The 16,795-nt window shown below is 68.8% G+C and carries 15 protein-coding genes; 6 read left to right on the top strand and 9 right to left on the bottom strand.

Features of this window, described 5'->3' with window-relative positions:
- Positions 1–31: 31 nt before the first annotated feature.
- Entirely contained in the window at positions 32–805 is a 774-nt protein-coding gene (locus ABD768_RS00920; protein WP_344836266.1) for a hypothetical protein, read from the bottom strand.
- Positions 802–1,506, bottom strand: a complete 705-nt coding sequence (locus tag ABD768_RS00925) for an ABC transporter ATP-binding protein (protein ID WP_344836268.1) — start codon at positions 1,504–1,506, stop codon at positions 802–804. Before ABD768_RS00925 ends, ABD768_RS00920 begins: the two co-directional genes overlap by 4 nt.
- Positions 1,507–1,745: 239 nt before the next feature.
- Between ABD768_RS00925 and ABD768_RS00930 the strand changes: the two genes are divergently transcribed.
- From ABD768_RS00930 to ABD768_RS00940, 3 genes are all read left to right on the top strand, one after another.
- On the top strand, positions 1,746–2,582 hold the full coding sequence (locus ABD768_RS00930) for an MIP/aquaporin family protein (protein WP_343972562.1): 837 nt from the start codon (positions 1,746–1,748) through the stop codon (positions 2,580–2,582).
- 27 nt (positions 2,583–2,609) lie between these two features.
- On the top strand, positions 2,610–4,127 hold the full coding sequence (glpK, locus tag ABD768_RS00935) for a glycerol kinase GlpK (protein WP_343972559.1): 1,518 nt from the start codon (positions 2,610–2,612) through the stop codon (positions 4,125–4,127).
- 68 nt (positions 4,128–4,195) lie between these two features.
- Positions 4,196–5,908, top strand: a complete 1,713-nt coding sequence (locus ABD768_RS00940) for a glycerol-3-phosphate dehydrogenase/oxidase (protein WP_344836273.1) — start codon at positions 4,196–4,198, stop codon at positions 5,906–5,908.
- Between the two features lie 45 nt (positions 5,909–5,953).
- Here ABD768_RS00940 and ABD768_RS00945 read toward each other — a convergent pair whose 3' ends face one another.
- Positions 5,954–6,448 carry a winged helix-turn-helix transcriptional regulator gene (locus ABD768_RS00945; RefSeq protein WP_344836276.1) on the bottom strand — a complete coding sequence of 165 codons (495 nt, stop codon included), beginning with the start codon at positions 6,446–6,448 and terminating at the stop codon, positions 5,954–5,956.
- Between the two features lie 76 nt (positions 6,449–6,524).
- On the opposite strand from ABD768_RS00945, the gene ABD768_RS00950 reads away from it, so the two are divergent.
- Positions 6,525–6,995 carry a nuclear transport factor 2 family protein gene (locus tag ABD768_RS00950; protein ID WP_343972550.1) on the top strand — a complete coding sequence of 157 codons (471 nt, stop codon included), beginning with the start codon at positions 6,525–6,527 and terminating at the stop codon, positions 6,993–6,995.
- A 53-nt stretch (positions 6,996–7,048) separates the two neighbouring features.
- Positions 7,049–7,867, top strand: coding sequence for a GNAT family N-acetyltransferase (locus ABD768_RS00955; protein ID WP_344836279.1), 819 nt, complete (start codon positions 7,049–7,051; stop codon positions 7,865–7,867).
- A gap of 36 nt (positions 7,868–7,903) precedes the next feature.
- Here ABD768_RS00955 and ABD768_RS00960 read toward each other — a convergent pair whose 3' ends face one another.
- Complete coding sequence (locus tag ABD768_RS00960; protein WP_343972544.1) at positions 7,904–8,296, bottom strand: hypothetical protein; 393 nt, start codon at positions 8,294–8,296, stop codon at positions 7,904–7,906.
- Between the two features lie 178 nt (positions 8,297–8,474).
- Here ABD768_RS00960 and ABD768_RS00965 point away from each other — a divergent pair, with 178 nt between their 5' ends.
- A complete protein-coding gene (locus ABD768_RS00965) occupies positions 8,475–9,290 on the top strand; it encodes a GNAT family N-acetyltransferase (protein WP_344836282.1) in 816 nt (271 codons plus the stop codon).
- 3 nt (positions 9,291–9,293) lie between these two features.
- Here the strand turns inward: ABD768_RS00965 and glpK (ABD768_RS00970) are convergent, their stop codons facing one another.
- From glpK (ABD768_RS00970) to ABD768_RS00990, 5 genes are all read right to left on the bottom strand, one after another.
- Entirely contained in the window at positions 9,294–10,802 is a 1,509-nt protein-coding gene (gene glpK, locus ABD768_RS00970) for a glycerol kinase GlpK (RefSeq protein ID WP_343972538.1), read from the bottom strand.
- Between the two features lie 48 nt (positions 10,803–10,850).
- Entirely contained in the window at positions 10,851–11,609 is a 759-nt protein-coding gene (locus tag ABD768_RS00975) for an IclR family transcriptional regulator (RefSeq protein ID WP_344836286.1), read from the bottom strand.
- A gap of 48 nt (positions 11,610–11,657) precedes the next feature.
- A complete protein-coding gene (locus ABD768_RS00980; protein ID WP_344836289.1) occupies positions 11,658–14,183 on the bottom strand; it encodes an ABC transporter permease in 2,526 nt (841 codons plus the stop codon).
- On the bottom strand, positions 14,183–14,941 hold the full coding sequence (locus ABD768_RS00985; protein WP_344836292.1) for an ABC transporter ATP-binding protein: 759 nt from the start codon (positions 14,939–14,941) through the stop codon (positions 14,183–14,185). Before ABD768_RS00985 ends, ABD768_RS00980 begins: the two co-directional genes overlap by 1 nt.
- Positions 14,942–15,046: 105 nt before the next feature.
- Positions 15,047–16,732: a ribonuclease J gene (locus ABD768_RS00990; RefSeq protein WP_343972526.1), complete on the bottom strand. Its 1,686-nt coding sequence runs from the start codon at positions 16,730–16,732 to the stop codon at positions 15,047–15,049.
- Between the last annotated feature and the right edge of the window lie 63 nt (positions 16,733–16,795).

Here is a 16,795-nt window from a genome sequence, read left to right on the forward strand (position 1 = left end):
GCTCCAGCGGTCTCTCATCGGGTCCTCCAGGTCACACGTCGCGGCGCCGGAGCAGTGCTGCGGCCCACGCCAGCAACAGGATGACCCACCCGAGGACCACCGCGCTGGAGACGCCGGGGGAGAGCATCACGTCCGGGGCGCTCCCGACCTGGACCATGGCCTCCGACGTGTTCCGGAACATGCCCTGCAGCGCGAGGGTGGGGAAGTACGGCAACGCGCCCTGGAACGACACCGGCAGCGCAGACATCAGCACCGACGGCAGGACGACCAGCAAGAGGATGTACGCCGACAGCGCGCCCGCCGTACTCCGCAGCAGCGTCCCCAACGCAAGCGCCATCAACCCAGCGGCCACCGTCGCGCCGACCGCTCCGAACAACGACCGCAAGATCCCCGGATCCCCCAGGGAGAGCCGGAAAGCGCTGTCGGTGAACGCCTGGAAGGTGAGGAACGCACCGAAATACGCGACGAGCAAGGCAGGTGTCGCCACCACGACCAGCACGATCGCCTTGGCCCACAACACCGGCAGCCGGCGAGGGATCGCGGCGAAGGTCGCCCGGATCACCCCCGACTGGAACTCACTGGTCATCATGGTCAGCCCGAACACCCCGATCGCCACCGCGAACAGCAGGAAGCCGCCACCCACACTGAGCGTGGCCGAAGTCGCCTGGGCATGGTTGGCGTGCCCGATCCAGGCGGACAACGCACTGAAGACCACCGGCAGCGCGATCAGCACCGCCCAGTTCGCCGGCGACAGTTTGGTCCACTCGGACCGGAGTACGTGCTGGAACGTCAGCCCACTGGTCATCGCGATCCTCCCGAGAACTCGACCGCATCACCGGTCAGCCGGAGGTACGCCGCTTCGAGCGACGCATGACCGGAGGTGAGCGCGGCCATCGGCAGATCGGCCAGCAACCGCCCGCGACCCACCACCACGAGCTGGTCGGCGGTCAAGGCCATCTCACTGATCAGGTGCGACGACACCAGCACCGTCCGCCCCTCGGCCGCCTGGGCACGCAGCAGGTTGCGCAGCCAATGGACCCCGGCCGGGTCCAGCCCGTTCGTCGGCTCGTCGAGGATCAGCGTCGACGGCTCGCCCAGCAGCGCCGCAGCGATCCCGAGCCGCTGCCGCATCCCCAGCGAGTACTCCGACGCCTGCCGGCCCGCCGCCGAGGTCAGCCCAACCAGGTCGAGCACCTCCTCCACGCGGCCGCGACCGAGCCCGTGCGTCTGTGCGAGCGCCAGCAGCTGCCGGTACGCCGTACGCCCCCGCTGCACCGGCGTCGCCTCGAGCAAGGCGCCGACCCGACGCAGCGGATCAGGCAACCCGGAGTACGGAACCCCGTCGATCGTCGCCGACCCACTGGTCGCCTGCACCAGCCCGACGAGGATCCGCAGCGTGGTGGACTTGCCGGCTCCGTTCGGCCCGAGGAACCCGGTCACCCGCCCCGGCCCGACCGCGAAGGAGAGGTCGTCGACGACGGCCGCGCCGCCGTACCGTTTGGTCAATCCCTGGATTTAGATCATGCCCCGACGCTAGGAACCAGGCACCCTCCCCGGCGTCTGCCCAAGGTCTGCGAACCGCCGCCACGCGGTACGCCGAAGGTCGTACGTAGCCCCCGAGTGTCGTAGACCTGTGGCAAGGTGGTCCCGTTCGACAATGTCGAACGAGTGGCGTTGTGCCGCCTCGCTAACGCTCCTACATTCCAGTTCTCCGTGGTCGTCACGGGGTGGAAGGGAGATCAAGCATGGCTACGACCGAGGCGGTCAAGGCGAAGACCCTTCTGGGGGAGTGCTCCGCCGAGCTCGCCGGCACGTTCATCCTGATCCTGTTCGGCTGCGGCGTGGTCGCGCAGGTGGTCGCGGGCGGGATCGGGGACCACGACTCCATCGCGTGGGCCTGGGGACTCGGTGTGACACTGGGTATCTACGTGGCGGGCCGGATGACCGGCGCGCACCTGAATCCGGCGGTGACGATCGCGCTGGCGGCGTTCCGCGGGTTCAGCTGGAAGAAGGTGCTGCCGTACTCGGTGGCACAGTTCCTCGGAGCGTTCCTGGCGGCGCTCGTGGTTCGCTGGAACTACACCGAGGCACTGCACAAGGTCGACCCGGGCCTGACGATCAAGACCCAGGGCGTCTTCTCGACCCTGCCGGGCAACGGCAGCATGGATCTCGGCGTCCACATGTGGGGCGGCTTCCGGGACCAGATCATCGGCACGGCGATCCTGATGATGGTCATCCTGGCCATCACCGACCTGCGCAACACCTCCCCGGCGGCCAACCTCGCGCCGCTGATCGTCGGCCTGCTGGTGGTCGGCATCGGGATGGCGTGGGGCACCAACGCCGGGTACGCGATCAATCCGGCCCGTGACTTCGGTCCGCGGCTGGCGTCGTTCTTCACCGGGTACGGGGGAGCGATGAAAGACCAGTTCGGGGACGTCTATTTCTGGGTGCCGATCGTGGCACCGATCATCGGCGCCCTGGTCGGCGCGTTCCTGTACGACCTGCTGGTCGGGCGCAACCTGCCGATCGCCGACGAGGACGAGGAGCCGGGCCGGATCCCGGAGGAGAAGACCACCGCATGACCCGCGAGCGTGAGGAGAGGAAATTCCATGGCTGACTTCGTAGGTGCCGTCGACCAGGGCACCACGAGCACCCGCTTCATGATCTTCGACCACTCCGGCAACGAGGTGGGCAAGCACCAGCTGGAGCACGAGCAGATCCTGCCGCAGGCCGGCTGGGTCGAGCACAACCCGGTGGAGATCTGGGAGCGGACCAGCTCGGTCATCCGGACCGCGCTGAACGCCCAGGGGCTGCATGCGAGCGACCTGGCGGCGCTCGGCATCACCAACCAGCGCGAGACGGCCGTGGTCTGGAACCGCAAGACCGGCCGGCCGTACTACAACGCGATCGTCTGGCAGGACACCCGGACCGACCGGATCGCCTCGGCACTCGAGCGCGAGGGCAAGGGCGACGTGATCCGGCAGAAGGCCGGCCTGCCGCCGGCGACGTACTTCTCGGCCGGCAAGGTGCAGTGGATCCTGGAGAACGTCGACGGGGTCCGCGAGGCTGCCGAGGCCGGTGACGCCGTGTTCGGCAACACCGACACCTGGCTGCTGTGGAACCTCACCGGCGGTACCGAGGGCGGCGTCCACGTCACCGATGTGACGAACGCCAGCCGCACGATGCTGATGAACCTGGAGACGCTCGACTGGGACGACGAGCTGATCTCGTTCTTCAACATCCCCCGCCAGATGCTGCCGGAGATCCGGCCGTCGTCGGACCCGAACAAGTACGGCGAGACGCTCACCAACGGGCCGCTGGGCGGCGTAGTACCGCTGACTGGTGACCTCGGTGACCAGCAGGCGGCCACCGTCGGCCAGGTCTGCTTCAACCCGGGCGAGGCCAAGAACACCTACGGCACCGGCAACTTCATGCTGCTGAACACCGGTACCGAGCTGGTCCGGTCGAAGGCCGGCCTGCTCAGCACGATGGCCTACAAGTTCGGTGACGAGGCCCCGGTCTACGCGCTCGAGGGATCGATCGCGGTCACCGGGTCGGCCGTGCAGTGGTTGCGCGACCAGCTCGGCATCATCTCCGGCGCGAGCGAGACCGAGACACTGGCCCGGCAGGTCCCGGACAACGGCGGCGTGTACTTCGTACCGGCGTTCTCCGGCCTGTTCGCGCCCTACTGGCGGTCGGATGCGCGTGGTGCGATCGTCGGGCTGTCCCGGTTCAACACCAACGCCCACCTGGCGCGAGCAACACTGGAAGCGATCTGCTACCAGAGCAAGGACGTCGCCGACGCGATGGAGAAGGACTCGGGCGTCAAGCTGGAGGTCCTCAAGGTCGACGGCGGAGTCACGGCGAACGAGCTCTGCATGCAGATGCAGGCCGACATCCTCGGGGTGCCGGTGAGCAAGCCGGTGGTCGCCGAGACGACGGCCCTGGGAGCGGCGTACGCGGCCGGCCTGGCGGTGGGGTTCTGGAACAACACCGACGAGCTGGTGCAGAACTGGAACGAGGACAAGCGCTGGAACCCGGAGTGGAACGACGAGCAGCGCGCCGAGGGGTACAAGGGCTGGGAGAAGGCCGTCCAGCGCACCCTCGACTGGGTGGACGTGGACTAACGCGGTAGTGGGCAGCGTTAAGTAGTACGAGGGTTTTGCAGTACGAGGGAACGACGGAAGGAACAGACGTGGGCGCAGTGGCACTGTCACCGCAGGCAAGGACCGAGGCCATCGAGGCGATGGCCGACGGCCGGGAACTCGACGTCCTGGTGATCGGTGGCGGGGTGGTCGGCACCGGGTCGGCCCTCGACGCCGCCACCCGGGGCCTGACCACCGGACTGCTGGAGGCTCGCGACTTCGCGAGCGGCACCTCCAGCCGGTCCAGCAAGCTGGTGCACGGTGGCTTGCGTTACCTGGAGATGCTGGACTTCCGTCTGGTGCACGAGGCGTTGCAGGAGCGTGGACTGCTCCTGCAACGCCTGGCACCGCACCTGGTGAAGCCGGTGCCGTTCCTCTACCCGCTGCAGCACCGGTGGTGGGAGCGGTTCTACGCCGGCTCCGGTGTGGCCCTGTACGACGCCATGGCGCTCAGCTCGGGTCTCGGCGCGGGCCTGCCGATCCATAAGCACTTGACCCGGCGTGGAGCGATGCGGCTGGCGCCGTCGTTGAAGAAGTCGGCACTGGTCGGCGCTCTTCAGTACTACGACGCGCAGGTCGACGACGCTCGTCACACGATGGAGCTGGCCCGTACTGCGGCGTCGTACGGCGCACATGTCGCCAACCGGGTCAAGGTGACCGGCTTCCTGCGACAGGGGGAGCGCGTCACCGGCGTACAGGCGAAGGACCTGGAGAGCGGGCGGGAGTTCGAGGTCCGCGCCAAGCAGGTCGTCAACGCGACCGGCGTGTGGACCGACGACACCCAGGCGATGGTCGGCGAGCGCGGGCAGTACCACGTGCGCGCGTCGAAGGGCATCCACCTGGTGGTGCCGAAGGACCGGATCCAGTCCAGCACCGGGATGATCCTGCGGACCGAGAAGTCCGTGCTGTTCATCATCCCGTGGGGCCGGCACTGGCTGATCGGTACCACCGACACCGACTGGAACCTGGACAAGGCCCACCCGGCCGCGACCAGCAAGGACATCGACTACCTGCTCGACCACGTGAACGCAGTGCTGGTGACGCCGTTGACGCGCGAGGACGTCGAGGGCGTGTACGCCGGGCTCCGACCCCTACTGGCGGGGGAGTCGGAGAGCACCTCGAAGCTGTCGCGTGAGCATGTCGTCGCGCACGCGGCCCCCGGGCTCGTAGTGGTTGCCGGTGGCAAGTACACGACGTACCGGGTGATGGCCAAGGACGCCGTCGACGCGGCCGCGAACGCGCTCGACGGGCGGGTACCGAAGTCGGTCACCAAGAACACGCCGCTGGTCGGCGCCGACGGCTACCACGCGATGTGGAACCAGCGGCACCTGATCGCGCAGCGGTCGGGGCTGCACGTGGCCCGGATCGAGCACCTGCTCAACCGGTACGGCGCACTGATCGACGAGGTGCTGGCGCTGGTCGAGAAGGACCCGTCGCTGGGCGAGCAGTTGCCTGGCACGCAGGACTACCTCAAGGCTGAGGTCGTGTACGGCGCAACGAACGAAGGCGCCCGCCACCTGGACGACATCCTGGCGCGCCGGACCCGGATCTCGATCGAGGCCTGGGACCGCGGCGTGGAAGCGGCCGAGGCGGCTGCCCGCCTGATGGCGCCGGTGCTGGGCTGGAGCGAGGAGACGATCGAGCGCGAGGTCTCCTTCTACAAGCAGCGCGTGCAGTCCGAGCGCGACTCCCAGGACCAGCCCGACGACGAATCCGCCGACAAGGTCCGCTTGGGAGCACCGGACATCGTGTCCCCAGCCTGAGCCTCTGTTCAGCAGCAGCCCCGAGGGTTTCCCTCGGGGCTGCTGTCATGTCTGCAGGACGGAGGCGATCAGCGCCGTGCCTGGCGCTGAACGGCCGCCGGGGCCGGGGGACGCGGTGGTGTTGGCGGTGGTGAGTTGGTCGCCGCACTCGGAGCAGCAGATCGTGGGAGTCGAGGGCTTGCCGCAGGTGGTGTGGGTGAAGCGGATGGGCTGGCCGGCGGGTGGGGTGGCCCAGCGGTCGCCCCAGGCGGTGAGGGCGATCAGGACGGGGATCAGTTCGCGGCCGGGTTGCGTGAGGGAGTAGGCGTAGCGGACCGGGTTCTCCTGGTACGGCGTACGCGCCACCAGGCCGGCCTCGACGAGCGTGGCCAGGCGGGCGGTGAGCAGGTTGCGGGAGATGCCGAGGTCGGCGACGAACTGGTCGAACCGGTCCAGGCCCAGGTACAGGTCGCGCAGGATCAGTGGACTCCACCAGTCGCCCATCACCTCCAGCGACTGGGCGAGGGAGCAGTGCATCTCGGCGAAGCTCGTGTTCCGCATGTCATCAGTTTAGTCAGTTGCTGCATTGAACTCACTAGGCCTAGGCTCGGAGCCACACCGACGAGGGGAGAGCGGCATGTACCACCGGATCGTGGCGGGCAAGGTGCGGGCGGCGTTCGCGGAGATCAGCGCCGGCAACTGGGAGGCGATGGTGGCCGGGATGGCGCCGGAGTTCACCTACCGGTTCTACGGTGACCACGCGCTGGGTGGTGAGCGGCATACGCGCGACGCGCTCCGGCGGTGGTGGGAGCGGTGCTTCAGGTTGTTGCCGGAGACAACCTTCGAGGTACGGGACGTGCTGGTCGCCGGCTGGCCGTGGGACACCCGGGTGGCGACCGCGGTGACGGTCAAGGTCGGCGTGGTCGACGGGTCGCGGTACGAGAACGTCGTGCATCAGTTCGTCCGGATGCGGTGGGGGAAGATCACCGAGGTGCGGACGCTGGAGGACACGGCGGTGCTGGAGCGGACGCTGGACCGGCTGGCTGCGGCCGGGTTCGAGGAGGCGCATGCCGCGCAGATCACCGACGAGGTGCCGGCGGTCGCTTGACCGCGTGCGGTTGTCGCGGCAAGCAGGTGGGCCGGCTGGTTAAAGTATGCAGTATGAATCTCGTGGAGCTGGCCGAGCTGGCCGAGGCCGATCTGATGTTCGGGATCGCCGGGATCGAGGGGCCGGTGCGCGAGGGCCTGGGGATCACCGGGCAGCGGTTCGGCCGCGGGGTTGCGATCTCGGTGCGGGACGACCCTTCGCAGTACTGGTCCAGGGCGCAGGGGTTCGGGTTCGACCGGCCGGTGACGGCTGAGCTGATCGGTGAGGTGGTCGAGTTCTACCGGGCCGCGGGCACTCCGATCGCCCATTTCAACCTGGCGCCGGACGTGTTGCCGGCGGACTGGGACGAGATCCGGGCGGCGTACGGGCTCGAAGCGGGCGGGACGGTCGTGAAGCTGGTGCGGGACGCCTCGCCGGTGGCCGAGGCCGGGACCTCGTTGCGGATCGGACCGGTCGATCGAGCCGATTCCGACGACGTCCGGGCGTGGGTCGAGACGCAGATGATCAGCTTCGGCCTGCCGGACCGGGACGGATTGTTGAGGCGGATGCTGGCCGCGCTGTGCCAGGTACCGGCCTTCCAGCCGTACGCCGGGTGGGATGGCGGCAAGTTGGTGGCGACGGCCGGGCTGTATGTCCACGGTGAGGTCGGTGAGTGCGTGAGCGCGGCGACCTTGCCGGAGTACCGGGGGCGCGGAGCCCAGTCCGCGCTGATCGCGTTGCGGGTGGAGGATGCGCTCGCGGCCGGCTGCAAGTGGCTGTCCACCGAGACAGGCAAGCCGGCCGAGGGTGAGCGGAACCCGTCGCTGGACAACATGCGCCGGGCCGGTTTCAAGGACCTGTACGACCGGCCGTCCTGGACCTGGAAGCCGTAGCGGCTCCCCGCTCGCTGCGAGGAGCCGCGCGGCCGCCTACTGGTTCGCGATGGTGACGGTGTAGTTCGCCTCGTCGTCGGTGAACTGGTAGTCGCCGGCGCCGGTGATCTTCTTCGCGCCGAGGTTGTCGTCGTCGTCCGGCGAGTCACCCTCCATCAGCGTGAGCACATGGTCCTGGGTGACCGGGACGTCCTGGATGTCCTTGCTGTCGCCCGAGATCATCTGGACCGGACCCCACAGCACCTTGCCGTCCTGCACCAGGTAGGCGTCGTCGGCGCCGGTGAAGTCTTCTTGCTGATGGCAAACGATGTGAGTGATCTTCAGCCCTGCCTGGACCTGGGTGCCGGACGCCTGTGCGCCCACCGGAGCGGCGACGATCGAGGCGGTACCGAGGGTTGCGGCGATCAGCAGGTTGCGTACCGAGGACATGGTTTCCTCCCGAGTTTGTCTGCTTGTCATCGAACGCCTGCGACGCTAGGCAGCGGCCGTGTCAAACGCTTGACAGCCACATCACGGTTGCCGCTCTTCGACCCTGGTCGAAACGTCCCGGCTTGGCCGGATCGCCTACCCTGGTTGAAGAATCACTCATACCCGGAGGACCTCGCACATGTCGCTGGACCGGATCACCCAACTGCTCGAGACCGCCGAGGCCGAGGCGATCTGGGGGTATGAGACGCATGCGGCGCCGGAGGTGATGGAGCGGTTCGGGATGGCGTCGGCGCGGATCGGCGGTGGGGTGGCGCTGGCGGTGCGAGACGATGCGACCAACTACTGGAGCCGTGCCCTCGGCTTCGGTTTCACCGAGCCGGTCACGGCCGAAGTGGTTGCCTCGGTCACCGACTTCTACCGCGGCAACGGCAACTCGATCGCGGTGCTGAATGTCGCCCCGTCGGTGTTGCCGGCGGACTGGGACGCGATTTGCGCGAAGGAAGGCATCACGGGCGGCGGTACGTGGGTGAAGCTCGCTCGGCCCGCGGGGCTGGTCAACGCGCCGGAGACGGAGTTGCGGGTGGCCGAGATCGAGCCGGCCGATGCGGAGCTCTGGGCGACCGTGCTGACTCGTGGGTTCGGGATGCCGGAGGAGTTGCTGGTGCCTATGTCGAAGGGCGTCGTGGGCCAGCCGGGCTGGACGGCGTACGGGGCTTATGAAGGCGACCAATTGATCGCTGCGGCGGCGCTGCTGATCACCAGCGAGGTGGCGGAGTTCTGCGGCGCGGCGACCTTGCCGGAGCATCGCGGGAAGGGTGCGCAGTCGGCGCTGCTGGCGGCGCGGGCTGCCCGGGCGGTGGCCGAGGGCGTGAAGTGGTTCAGCGCGGAGACAGGCAAGCCGGATGAGGGCTCGAAGAACAGCTCACTCAACAACATGATGCGGGCCGGGTTCGAGGTCCGGTACGACCGCAGGAACTGGATCTGGCGTCCCTGAGCCCTACTGGTCGGGGCGGATCCAGCCGAAGGTGCGCTGGACCGCTGCCTGCCAGTTCGCGTACTCCGTGGCGCGCCGGTCCGGATCCATGTGGGGGAGCCACTGGCCGGCTCGGTGCCAGTTGCTCCGCAGGCCTTCGAGGTCGGGCCAGTAGCCAACCGCTAGGCCGGCGGCGTACGCGGCGCCGAGCGACACCGTCTCGGTGACCATCGGCCGCACCACCGGTACGTCGAGCAGGTCGGCGAGGAACTGCATCAGCAGGTTGTTCGCCGTCATGCCGCCGTCGACCTTGAGCGCCTTGAGCGCGATCCCGGAGTCGGCGTTCATCGCGTCGACGACCTCGAGCGTCTGGAACCCGGTCGCCTCGAGCACCGCCCGGGCGAGATGGCCCTTGGTGATGTACGACGTGAGCCCGGCGATCACCCCACGGGCCTCACTGCGCCAATGCGGCGCGAACAGTCCTGAGAACGCGGGCACGATGTAGGCGCCGCCGTTGTCCTCGACCGTGCGCGCGAGCGTCTCGATCTCGGCGGCGGTGTGGATCAGGCCGAGGCCGTCCCGGAACCACTGCACCAGCGAGCCGGTGACCGCCATCGACCCTTCCAGCGCGTACGCCGCAGGCTCCGACCCGATCTGGTAGGCGACCGTCGTGAGCATGCCGTGCGTCGACCGTACGATCTCCTTGCCCGTGTGCAGCAGCAGGAACGAGCCGGTGCCATAGGTGCACTTGGCCTCGCCGGGGCTGAAACACGTCTGCCCGAACAGCGCTGCCTGCTGATCGCCGAGGGCCGCACCGATCCGTACGCCGGGGAGCACCATGGTCGCGGTCGCGAAGACGCCCGACGACGGCCGGATCTCGGGCAGGACGCTGCGCGGTACGTCGAACGCGGCCAGCAGTTGGTCGTCCCACTCGAGCGTCTCGATGTTCATCAGCATCGTCCGGCTGGCGTTCGTCACGTCCGTCGCGTGCAGACCGCCGTCGGGGCCGCCGGTGAAGTTCCAGATCAGCCAGCTCTCCATCGTGCCGAACAGCACCTCGCCGCGGTCGGCTCGCGCGCGCAGGCCGGGGGTGTGGTCGAGCATCCAGCGGAGTCTTGGGGCGGAGAAGTACGTGGTCAGCGGCAGGCCGCAGAGGTCGGCGAAGCGGTCCGTACCCTCGTCGCCGGCGAGTTCCTGGACGAGCCGGTCGGTGCGGGTGTCCTGCCAGACGACGGCGTGCCCGATCGGCTGGCCGGTGCGGCGGTCCCAGAGCAGGCTGGTCTCGCGCTGGTTGGTGATGCCGATGGCAACGATCTGGGACGGCTCGGCGCCGATCTGGCGGATCGCGGCCGGTACTACGCGCGTGACGTTGCGCCAGATCTCCGCCGCGTCGTGCTCGACCCACCCCGGCTTGGGAAAGATCTGCCGATGCTCCCGCTGCGCCACCGACACCAACCGCCCCCGCCGATCGAACAAGATGCACCGGGTGGAGTTGGTCCCCTGGTCGACCGCAGCAACATATTGCTCAGCCATCGGTGCGACCTCCGAAGGGCGGCGGAGGGCAGAGGTGGTGGGAGGCCATCAGCGGTCCTCGCGGAGGTCTCGGCCGATGGCTTCGGCGGTGGCCCGGACCATGGTGACCAGGTCGGTGCGGTGGCGGAGGCGGCTGTCGCAGATGCGTTCGATCTGGCCGGTGAGGCCGACCGCGCCGACGACGAGCCCGCCCAACCCTCGGATCGGCGCGGCGATCCCGGCCAGCTCGACCGTGTGCTCCTCGAACTCTCCGGCCCACCCCTTCGCCCGTACGGCGGTCAGCTCCTCCGCCAAACGGGCGGGATCCGTGATGGTCCGCGTCGTATAGGCGTCGAGCTTCCGCGGCCGGGCAGCTCCGGACGCATCGAAGGCGAGCACCGCCTTGCCGAGAGCGCACGCGTGCGGCGGGAGCGTAGTACCGACGTCGAGATCCTGATCGCTGTCGTCCGGCCGGAAGACGTGGTGGACGACGACCACCTTGCCCTCGACGAGCCGTCCGACCCGGACCACCTCGCCGCTGCGAGACGCCAGCGAGTCGGCCCAGTTGATCGCCCGGCTCCGCAGCTCGTTCGGATCGAGGTATGTCTCGCCGAGCCGCCCGAACGCGTCACTGAGCCGATAGTGCGCCCCGCTGCGGTCCTGCTCCACGAAACCAACCTGATGCAGCGTCTTCAGAATGCCGTGCACTGTCGTCTTCGCCAACCCGAGCGCATTGCCGAGGTCAGCGACACCCAAGCCGTTCGGCGCTGCGGCGAGCAGTCGCAGCACGGCCGCGGCCCGCTCGATCGACTGCACGCTGCCCGGCACACCCGCAGGCTACCTGCGATTGCCTGTCGTGGCTGCGGCTCGGACACGTCACTCGGCCGCGATCGCCCGCAGTACGTCGAGCTTCGCTGCGCGCCGTGACGGCCACACTGCAGCCAGTACGCCGACCACGCCCGCCACCACGACCGCGATCAGCAGCTGGAACACGGGGATGTCGAGGACGCTGAGGCCGTCCTCCGTCATCACGTGCTGGATCGCCGCCGCGAACAGGACCCCGACCAGCAACCCCAGCAACGCGCCGAGCAAAGCGATCGCGATCGCCTCGACCTGGAGCATCCGGCGCAGTTGCGGCCGGTCCATCCCGATCGCCCGGAGCAGGCCGATCTCCCGGGTGCGCTCGATCACGCCGAGCGCGAGCGTGTTCACGATGCCGAGCACGGCGATGATGATCGCGAGCGTGAGCAGCATCGCGATCACCGCGAGCACCATGTCGATCGGCTGCTGCTGGCTCTTCGCGAACGCCTGCTGGTCGCGGACCGCGACGGCGGGGTAGTCGGTCAGCGCGGCGGCCACCGCCAGCTTGACCTGGCCCGAATTGGTGCCGTCGGCAACATCGACGTACAGGGTGTTGTCGGTGCTCGCGCCGCCGGCCTTGGCGAAGGCGGGCTGGGCCAGGATGATCGCGTTGAGCTGGCGGTTCGGCGCGATGATGCCGGCCACCTGCAGTGTCTGTTTGCCGCTGGTCGTGGTCAGCTCGAACTTCTTCGCGACGACCAGGTCGAGCTGCTTGGCGAGGTTGCGGGGGATGACGGCTTCGCCGTCCTCGAGGCCGTCAGCCGAGCCGGAGACGAACCGGGTGGTGATCGGGCCGTCGATGGTCCCGTCGTCGATGCCGGCCACGGTGACCCGGTGGCCGTCGATATCGCCGGGCATCTGCCGGACCCGGTGCACCGCGGCGACGCCGGGGACCTTGGCGATCTTGTCGCCGACCTCGCTGCTGAACGGCTCGTCGCCGCTGACCAGGAGTTCGGCGGTACCGATCGCGTCCTGCAGATTGCGGTTGACCGAGGCCTTGGCGGACGCGGCGATGACGACCAGCCCGCTCACGAGAGCGACCGAGATCATCAGGGCGGACGCGGTCGCCGCCGTACGCCGGGGGTTGCGTGCCGCATTGCGTCGACCGAGCGTGATCGGGGCCTTGCGGCCGAATGGGGCCATCAGCCCGCGGACGGCGTACCGGCTGATCAGGGGGCTGGTCATCACCACGCCCAGCAGGGCGAGACCGGCGCCGAGGCCGAGGAGGATGGCCGCAGGCAGGCCTTGCAGAGTGAAGGCGATCGCGACCAGGAAGGCGGTCATCAGGAGCAGGAAGCTGCCGATGATGAGGCGGAGGAGCAGTGAGCGTTCGGGGACGCTGACGTCGTCACGCATTGCCGCGACGGGGGGCAGCTTCCCGGCGCGACGTGCTGCGGGCAGGGCCGCGAAGAGGGTGACGCCGATGCCGACGAGGTAGCAGGCGATCACGGTCGGGGCGCTGATCTGCAGGCTCGACCCGGGGATCGCGAGGTCGAGGGACTGGTAGAACGCCTGCAGGGCGGCGGCGACGCCGGCGCCGATCAACAGGCCGAGGGTGGAGCCGATCGCGCCGATGATGAGCGCCTCGATCATGACCGTGCTGGTGACCTGGCCCCGGGAAGCGCCGATCGCGCGGAGCATGGCGAGCTCGCGGGAGCGCTGGGCGACGAGCATCGAGAAGGTGTTGACGATCAGGAACGTGCCGACGAACAGGGCGAGCCCGGCGAACAGCAGCAGTACCGCGCTGAAGCCGCCGAAGGTGTTGTCGACGGCGCTCTCACCGTCCGCCGAGACCTGCGCCGCCGTCCGGACGCTGACGTCCTTGCCCGCGACCTTGCTGATCGCCTGGATAACTGTCTGGACGTCTTGACCGGGTTGGACCGCGACGGTGATCGAGGTCCAGCCGGGGCTGCCGAGCAGCAGCCGCTGGGCGGTGACCGAGTCGAAGGTGATCAGCGGGGCTCCGGCCGACGCGCCGGTGAGGTTCGGGGTGGTGATCGCGGTCATCGTCGCGGTGACGGCCTTGCCCGGGGTGACGACCTTGACCTGGTCGCCGACCTCGTAGCCCTCGCGCTTCGCAGTCGACTGGTCGAGGGCGAGTTGCTCCTGACCCTGCGGGGGCTGGCCGGCGAGGAGCTTGAGGTTGGCCGTCCGGGGGTCGTGCGGCCAGCCGGTGGCGTACGTCGGTAGGCCGAACGCTTCGGTCGGCTTGCCGTCGGTACCGAGGATCTGGGCGCCGGGGACGAGTACCTGAGGGTCGCTGCTGGCGACGCCGGGGAGGTTGGCGATCTGGTTGGCGAGGTCGGACGTGAGCGTGGCCGGGCGGGCGTTGGACAGGCCGGCGTTGTGCTTGAGGTTCTCGACCGGGGTGACGGTGATGTCGGACGGGCTGCCGGCGAAGTTCTTCTTCAGCGCGGCCGAGAGCGTGTCGGTGAAGATCAGCGCGCCGCCGACGAAGGCGACGCCGAGCAGGACGGCGACCGTGCACAGCACGAACCGGAGCCGGTGCGCGAGCACCGACCGGAGGCCGAGCTTGAGCATCAGCCGGCCTCTTGGGTGTCGAGCTGCTTCATCTTGTCGAGCACGGTGTCCGCGGTCGGGTCGAGCAGCTCGTCCTGCAGCCGGCCGTCGGCGAGGAAGACCACGCGATCGGCGTACGAGGCCGCGGTCGGGTCGTGGGTGACCATCACGACGGTCTGGCCGAACTCGCGGACCGAGCGATGCAGGAAGCCGAGCACGTCGGCGGACGAGCGGGAGTCGAGGTTGCCGGTCGGTTCGTCGGCGAACACGACCTCGGGGCGGGAGGCGAGGGCGCGGGCGCAGGCGACGCGTTGCTGCTGGCCGCCGGACAGCTCGGACGGCTTGTGGTGAAGGCGGTCCTGGAGGCCGATCGCGGTGACGACCTTGTCGACCCATTCCTGGTCCGGTTTGCGGTTGGCGAGGTCGAGGGGGAGGGTGATGTTCTCCATCGCGGTCAGGGTCGGGACCAGGTTGAAGGCCTGGAAGACGAACCCGATCCGGTCGCGCCGCAGATGGGTGAGGCGCTTCTCGTCGAGCCGGGTGAGGTCGACGTCGCCGAGCATGACCTGGCCGGCGGTCGGGCGATCGAGCCCGGCCAGGCAGTGCAGCAAGGTCGACTTGCCCGAGCCGGACGGGCCCATGATCGCGGTGAACCTGCCCTTGCCGAACTCCAGGTCGACGTCGGCCAGCGCCTCCACCCGGGTGTCCCCGGACCCGTAACTCTTCCCCAGCCCGCTGGTCCGGATGGCAACGCCCTGCCCGACAACTCTCACCGTCACAGCGAGAACGCTAACCCCCGCCGGGTCCGCGACGATCCACCAGCCCGGACGGACGTACCAGCCCGCCCACCACCCGTGGTCGGTGGCGGGCGGGACCGACTGCTGTCAGGCGTCGATGACGACGGGGATGATGACCGGGCGGCGGCGCCAGTGGCGCCAGGTCCAGTTGCCTACCGCGCGGCCGACGAGCTCTTCGAGGGCGTTGGCATCGCCGATGCTCTCCGAGGCGGCCTTGGCCAAGGTGTCCTCGATGACCGGGATGACGTCCTTGAAGGTGGTGTCGTCGTGGACGAAACCGCGGGCCAGGAAGTCCGGCGGCTCGGCCAGCAGGCCCGTGTTGGCATCGACCAGCAGAACGACGGTGACGACGCCCTCCTCGGCCAGCGTGCGGCGGTCCTTGAGGTTCGCCTCGGTGACCCCGCCGACCGTCATCGCGTCGACGTACACATACCCGGCCTCGACCTTGCCGACGATCTTCGCCCGGCCCTTGTCCAGGTCGACGACCACGCCGTCCTCGGCGATGATCACCCGATCGGCCGGTACCCCGGTGGCGACCGCGAGTGCCGCGTTCGCCTTCAGGTGCCGGTACTCGCCGTGGACGGGCATCACGTTGCGGGGCTTGATCAGGTTGTAGCAGTAGACCAGCTCGCCGGCGCTGGCGTGACCGGAGACGTGCACCTTGGCGTTGCCCTTGTGCACGACGTTCGCGCCCCAGCGGATCAGGCCGTTGATCAGGCCGTAGATCGCGTTCTCGTTGCCGGGGATCAGCGAGCTGGCCATCAGCACCGTGTCGCCCTCGCCGATCCGGATCATGTGATCGCGGTTCGCCATCCGGGCCAGGGCCGCCATCGGCTCACCCTGGGAGCCGGTGCAGATCAGGGTGACCTTGCGGTCGGGGAGCTTCTCCAGCTCCTTCAGGTCGACGATCAGCCCCTTCGGCACCTTCAGGTAGCCCAGGTCGCCGGCGATGCCCATGTTGCGCACCATCGAGCGGCCGACGAAGGCGACCTTGCGGCCACCGAGCTTGGCCGCGTCGAGCACCTGCTGGATCCGGTGCACGTGGCTGGCGAAGCTGGAGACGATGATCCGGCCGGGAGCAGTCCGGAAGACGGTGTCGATCGCCGGGCCGAGGTCCTTCTCCGACGTGGTGAAGCCGGGCACCTCGGCGTTGGTCGAGTCCGTCATGAACAGGTCGACGCCCTCTTCGCTCAGCTTGGCGAAGCCGCGCAGGTCGGTCAGCCGGCGGTCCAGCGGGAACTGGTCCATCTTGAAGTCGCCGGTGTGCAGGACGATGCCGGCCTTGGTCCGGATCGCCACCGCCAGGCCGTCCGGGATCGAGTGGTTGACGGCGAAGAACTCGGTCTCGAAGGTGCCGACCTTGCGCCGGTCGCCCTCCTTGACCTCGATCGTCTTCGGGGTGATCCGGTGTTCCTTGAGCTTGGAGGTGATGAACGCCAGGGTCAGCTTGGAGCCGATCACCGGGATGTCGGCGCGCTCCTTGAGCAGGTACGGGACGCCGCCGATGTGGTCTTCGTGGCCGTGCGTGAGGACGATCGCGTCGATCTTGTCCAGCCGGTCCCGGATGTAGCCGAAGTCGGGCAGGATCACGTCGACGCCCGGCTGGTGCTCCTCGGGGAACAGCACGCCGCAGTCCACGATCAGCAACCGGCCGCGGTACTCGAACACGGTCATGTTGCGGCCGATCTCGCCGAGACCGCCCAGAGCGACCACGCGGAGCGCGGTGTCGGGGAGGCGGGGCGGCTGGCCGAGGTCGGGATGCGGATGACTCATAGTGCGGACCGTATCCCGACCGGGCGGTTGTCAATGGCATCGACCGGGTGTGAGCAGAAACTC

This window comes from Kribbella ginsengisoli (assembly GCF_039537185.1).
Taxonomy (GTDB): Bacteria; Actinomycetota; Actinomycetes; order Propionibacteriales; family Kribbellaceae; genus Kribbella; species Kribbella koreensis.

Coding starts and splice junctions, on each gene's coding strand:
- ABD768_RS00980 (WP_344836289.1), bottom strand. CDS start 14,183: ATGCTCAAGCTCGGCCTCCGGTCGGTGCTCGCGCACCGGCTCCGGTTC.
- glpK (WP_343972559.1), top strand. CDS start 2,610: ATGGCTGACTTCGTAGGTGCCGTCGACCAGGGCACCACGAGCACCCGC.
- ABD768_RS00920 (WP_344836266.1), bottom strand. CDS start 805: ATGACCAGTGGGCTGACGTTCCAGCACGTACTCCGGTCCGAGTGGACC.
- ABD768_RS00965 (WP_344836282.1), top strand. CDS start 8,475: ATGTCGCTGGACCGGATCACCCAACTGCTCGAGACCGCCGAGGCCGAG.
- ABD768_RS00960 (WP_343972544.1), bottom strand. CDS start 8,296: ATGTCCTCGGTACGCAACCTGCTGATCGCCGCAACCCTCGGTACCGCC.
- glpK (WP_343972538.1), bottom strand. CDS start 10,802: ATGGCTGAGCAATATGTTGCTGCGGTCGACCAGGGGACCAACTCCACC.
- ABD768_RS00945 (WP_344836276.1), bottom strand. CDS start 6,448: ATGCGGAACACGAGCTTCGCCGAGATGCACTGCTCCCTCGCCCAGTCG.
- ABD768_RS00955 (WP_344836279.1), top strand. CDS start 7,049: ATGAATCTCGTGGAGCTGGCCGAGCTGGCCGAGGCCGATCTGATGTTC.
- ABD768_RS00950 (WP_343972550.1), top strand. CDS start 6,525: ATGTACCACCGGATCGTGGCGGGCAAGGTGCGGGCGGCGTTCGCGGAG.
- ABD768_RS00990 (WP_343972526.1), bottom strand. CDS start 16,732: ATGAGTCATCCGCATCCCGACCTCGGCCAGCCGCCCCGCCTCCCCGAC.
- ABD768_RS00930 (WP_343972562.1), top strand. CDS start 1,746: ATGGCTACGACCGAGGCGGTCAAGGCGAAGACCCTTCTGGGGGAGTGC.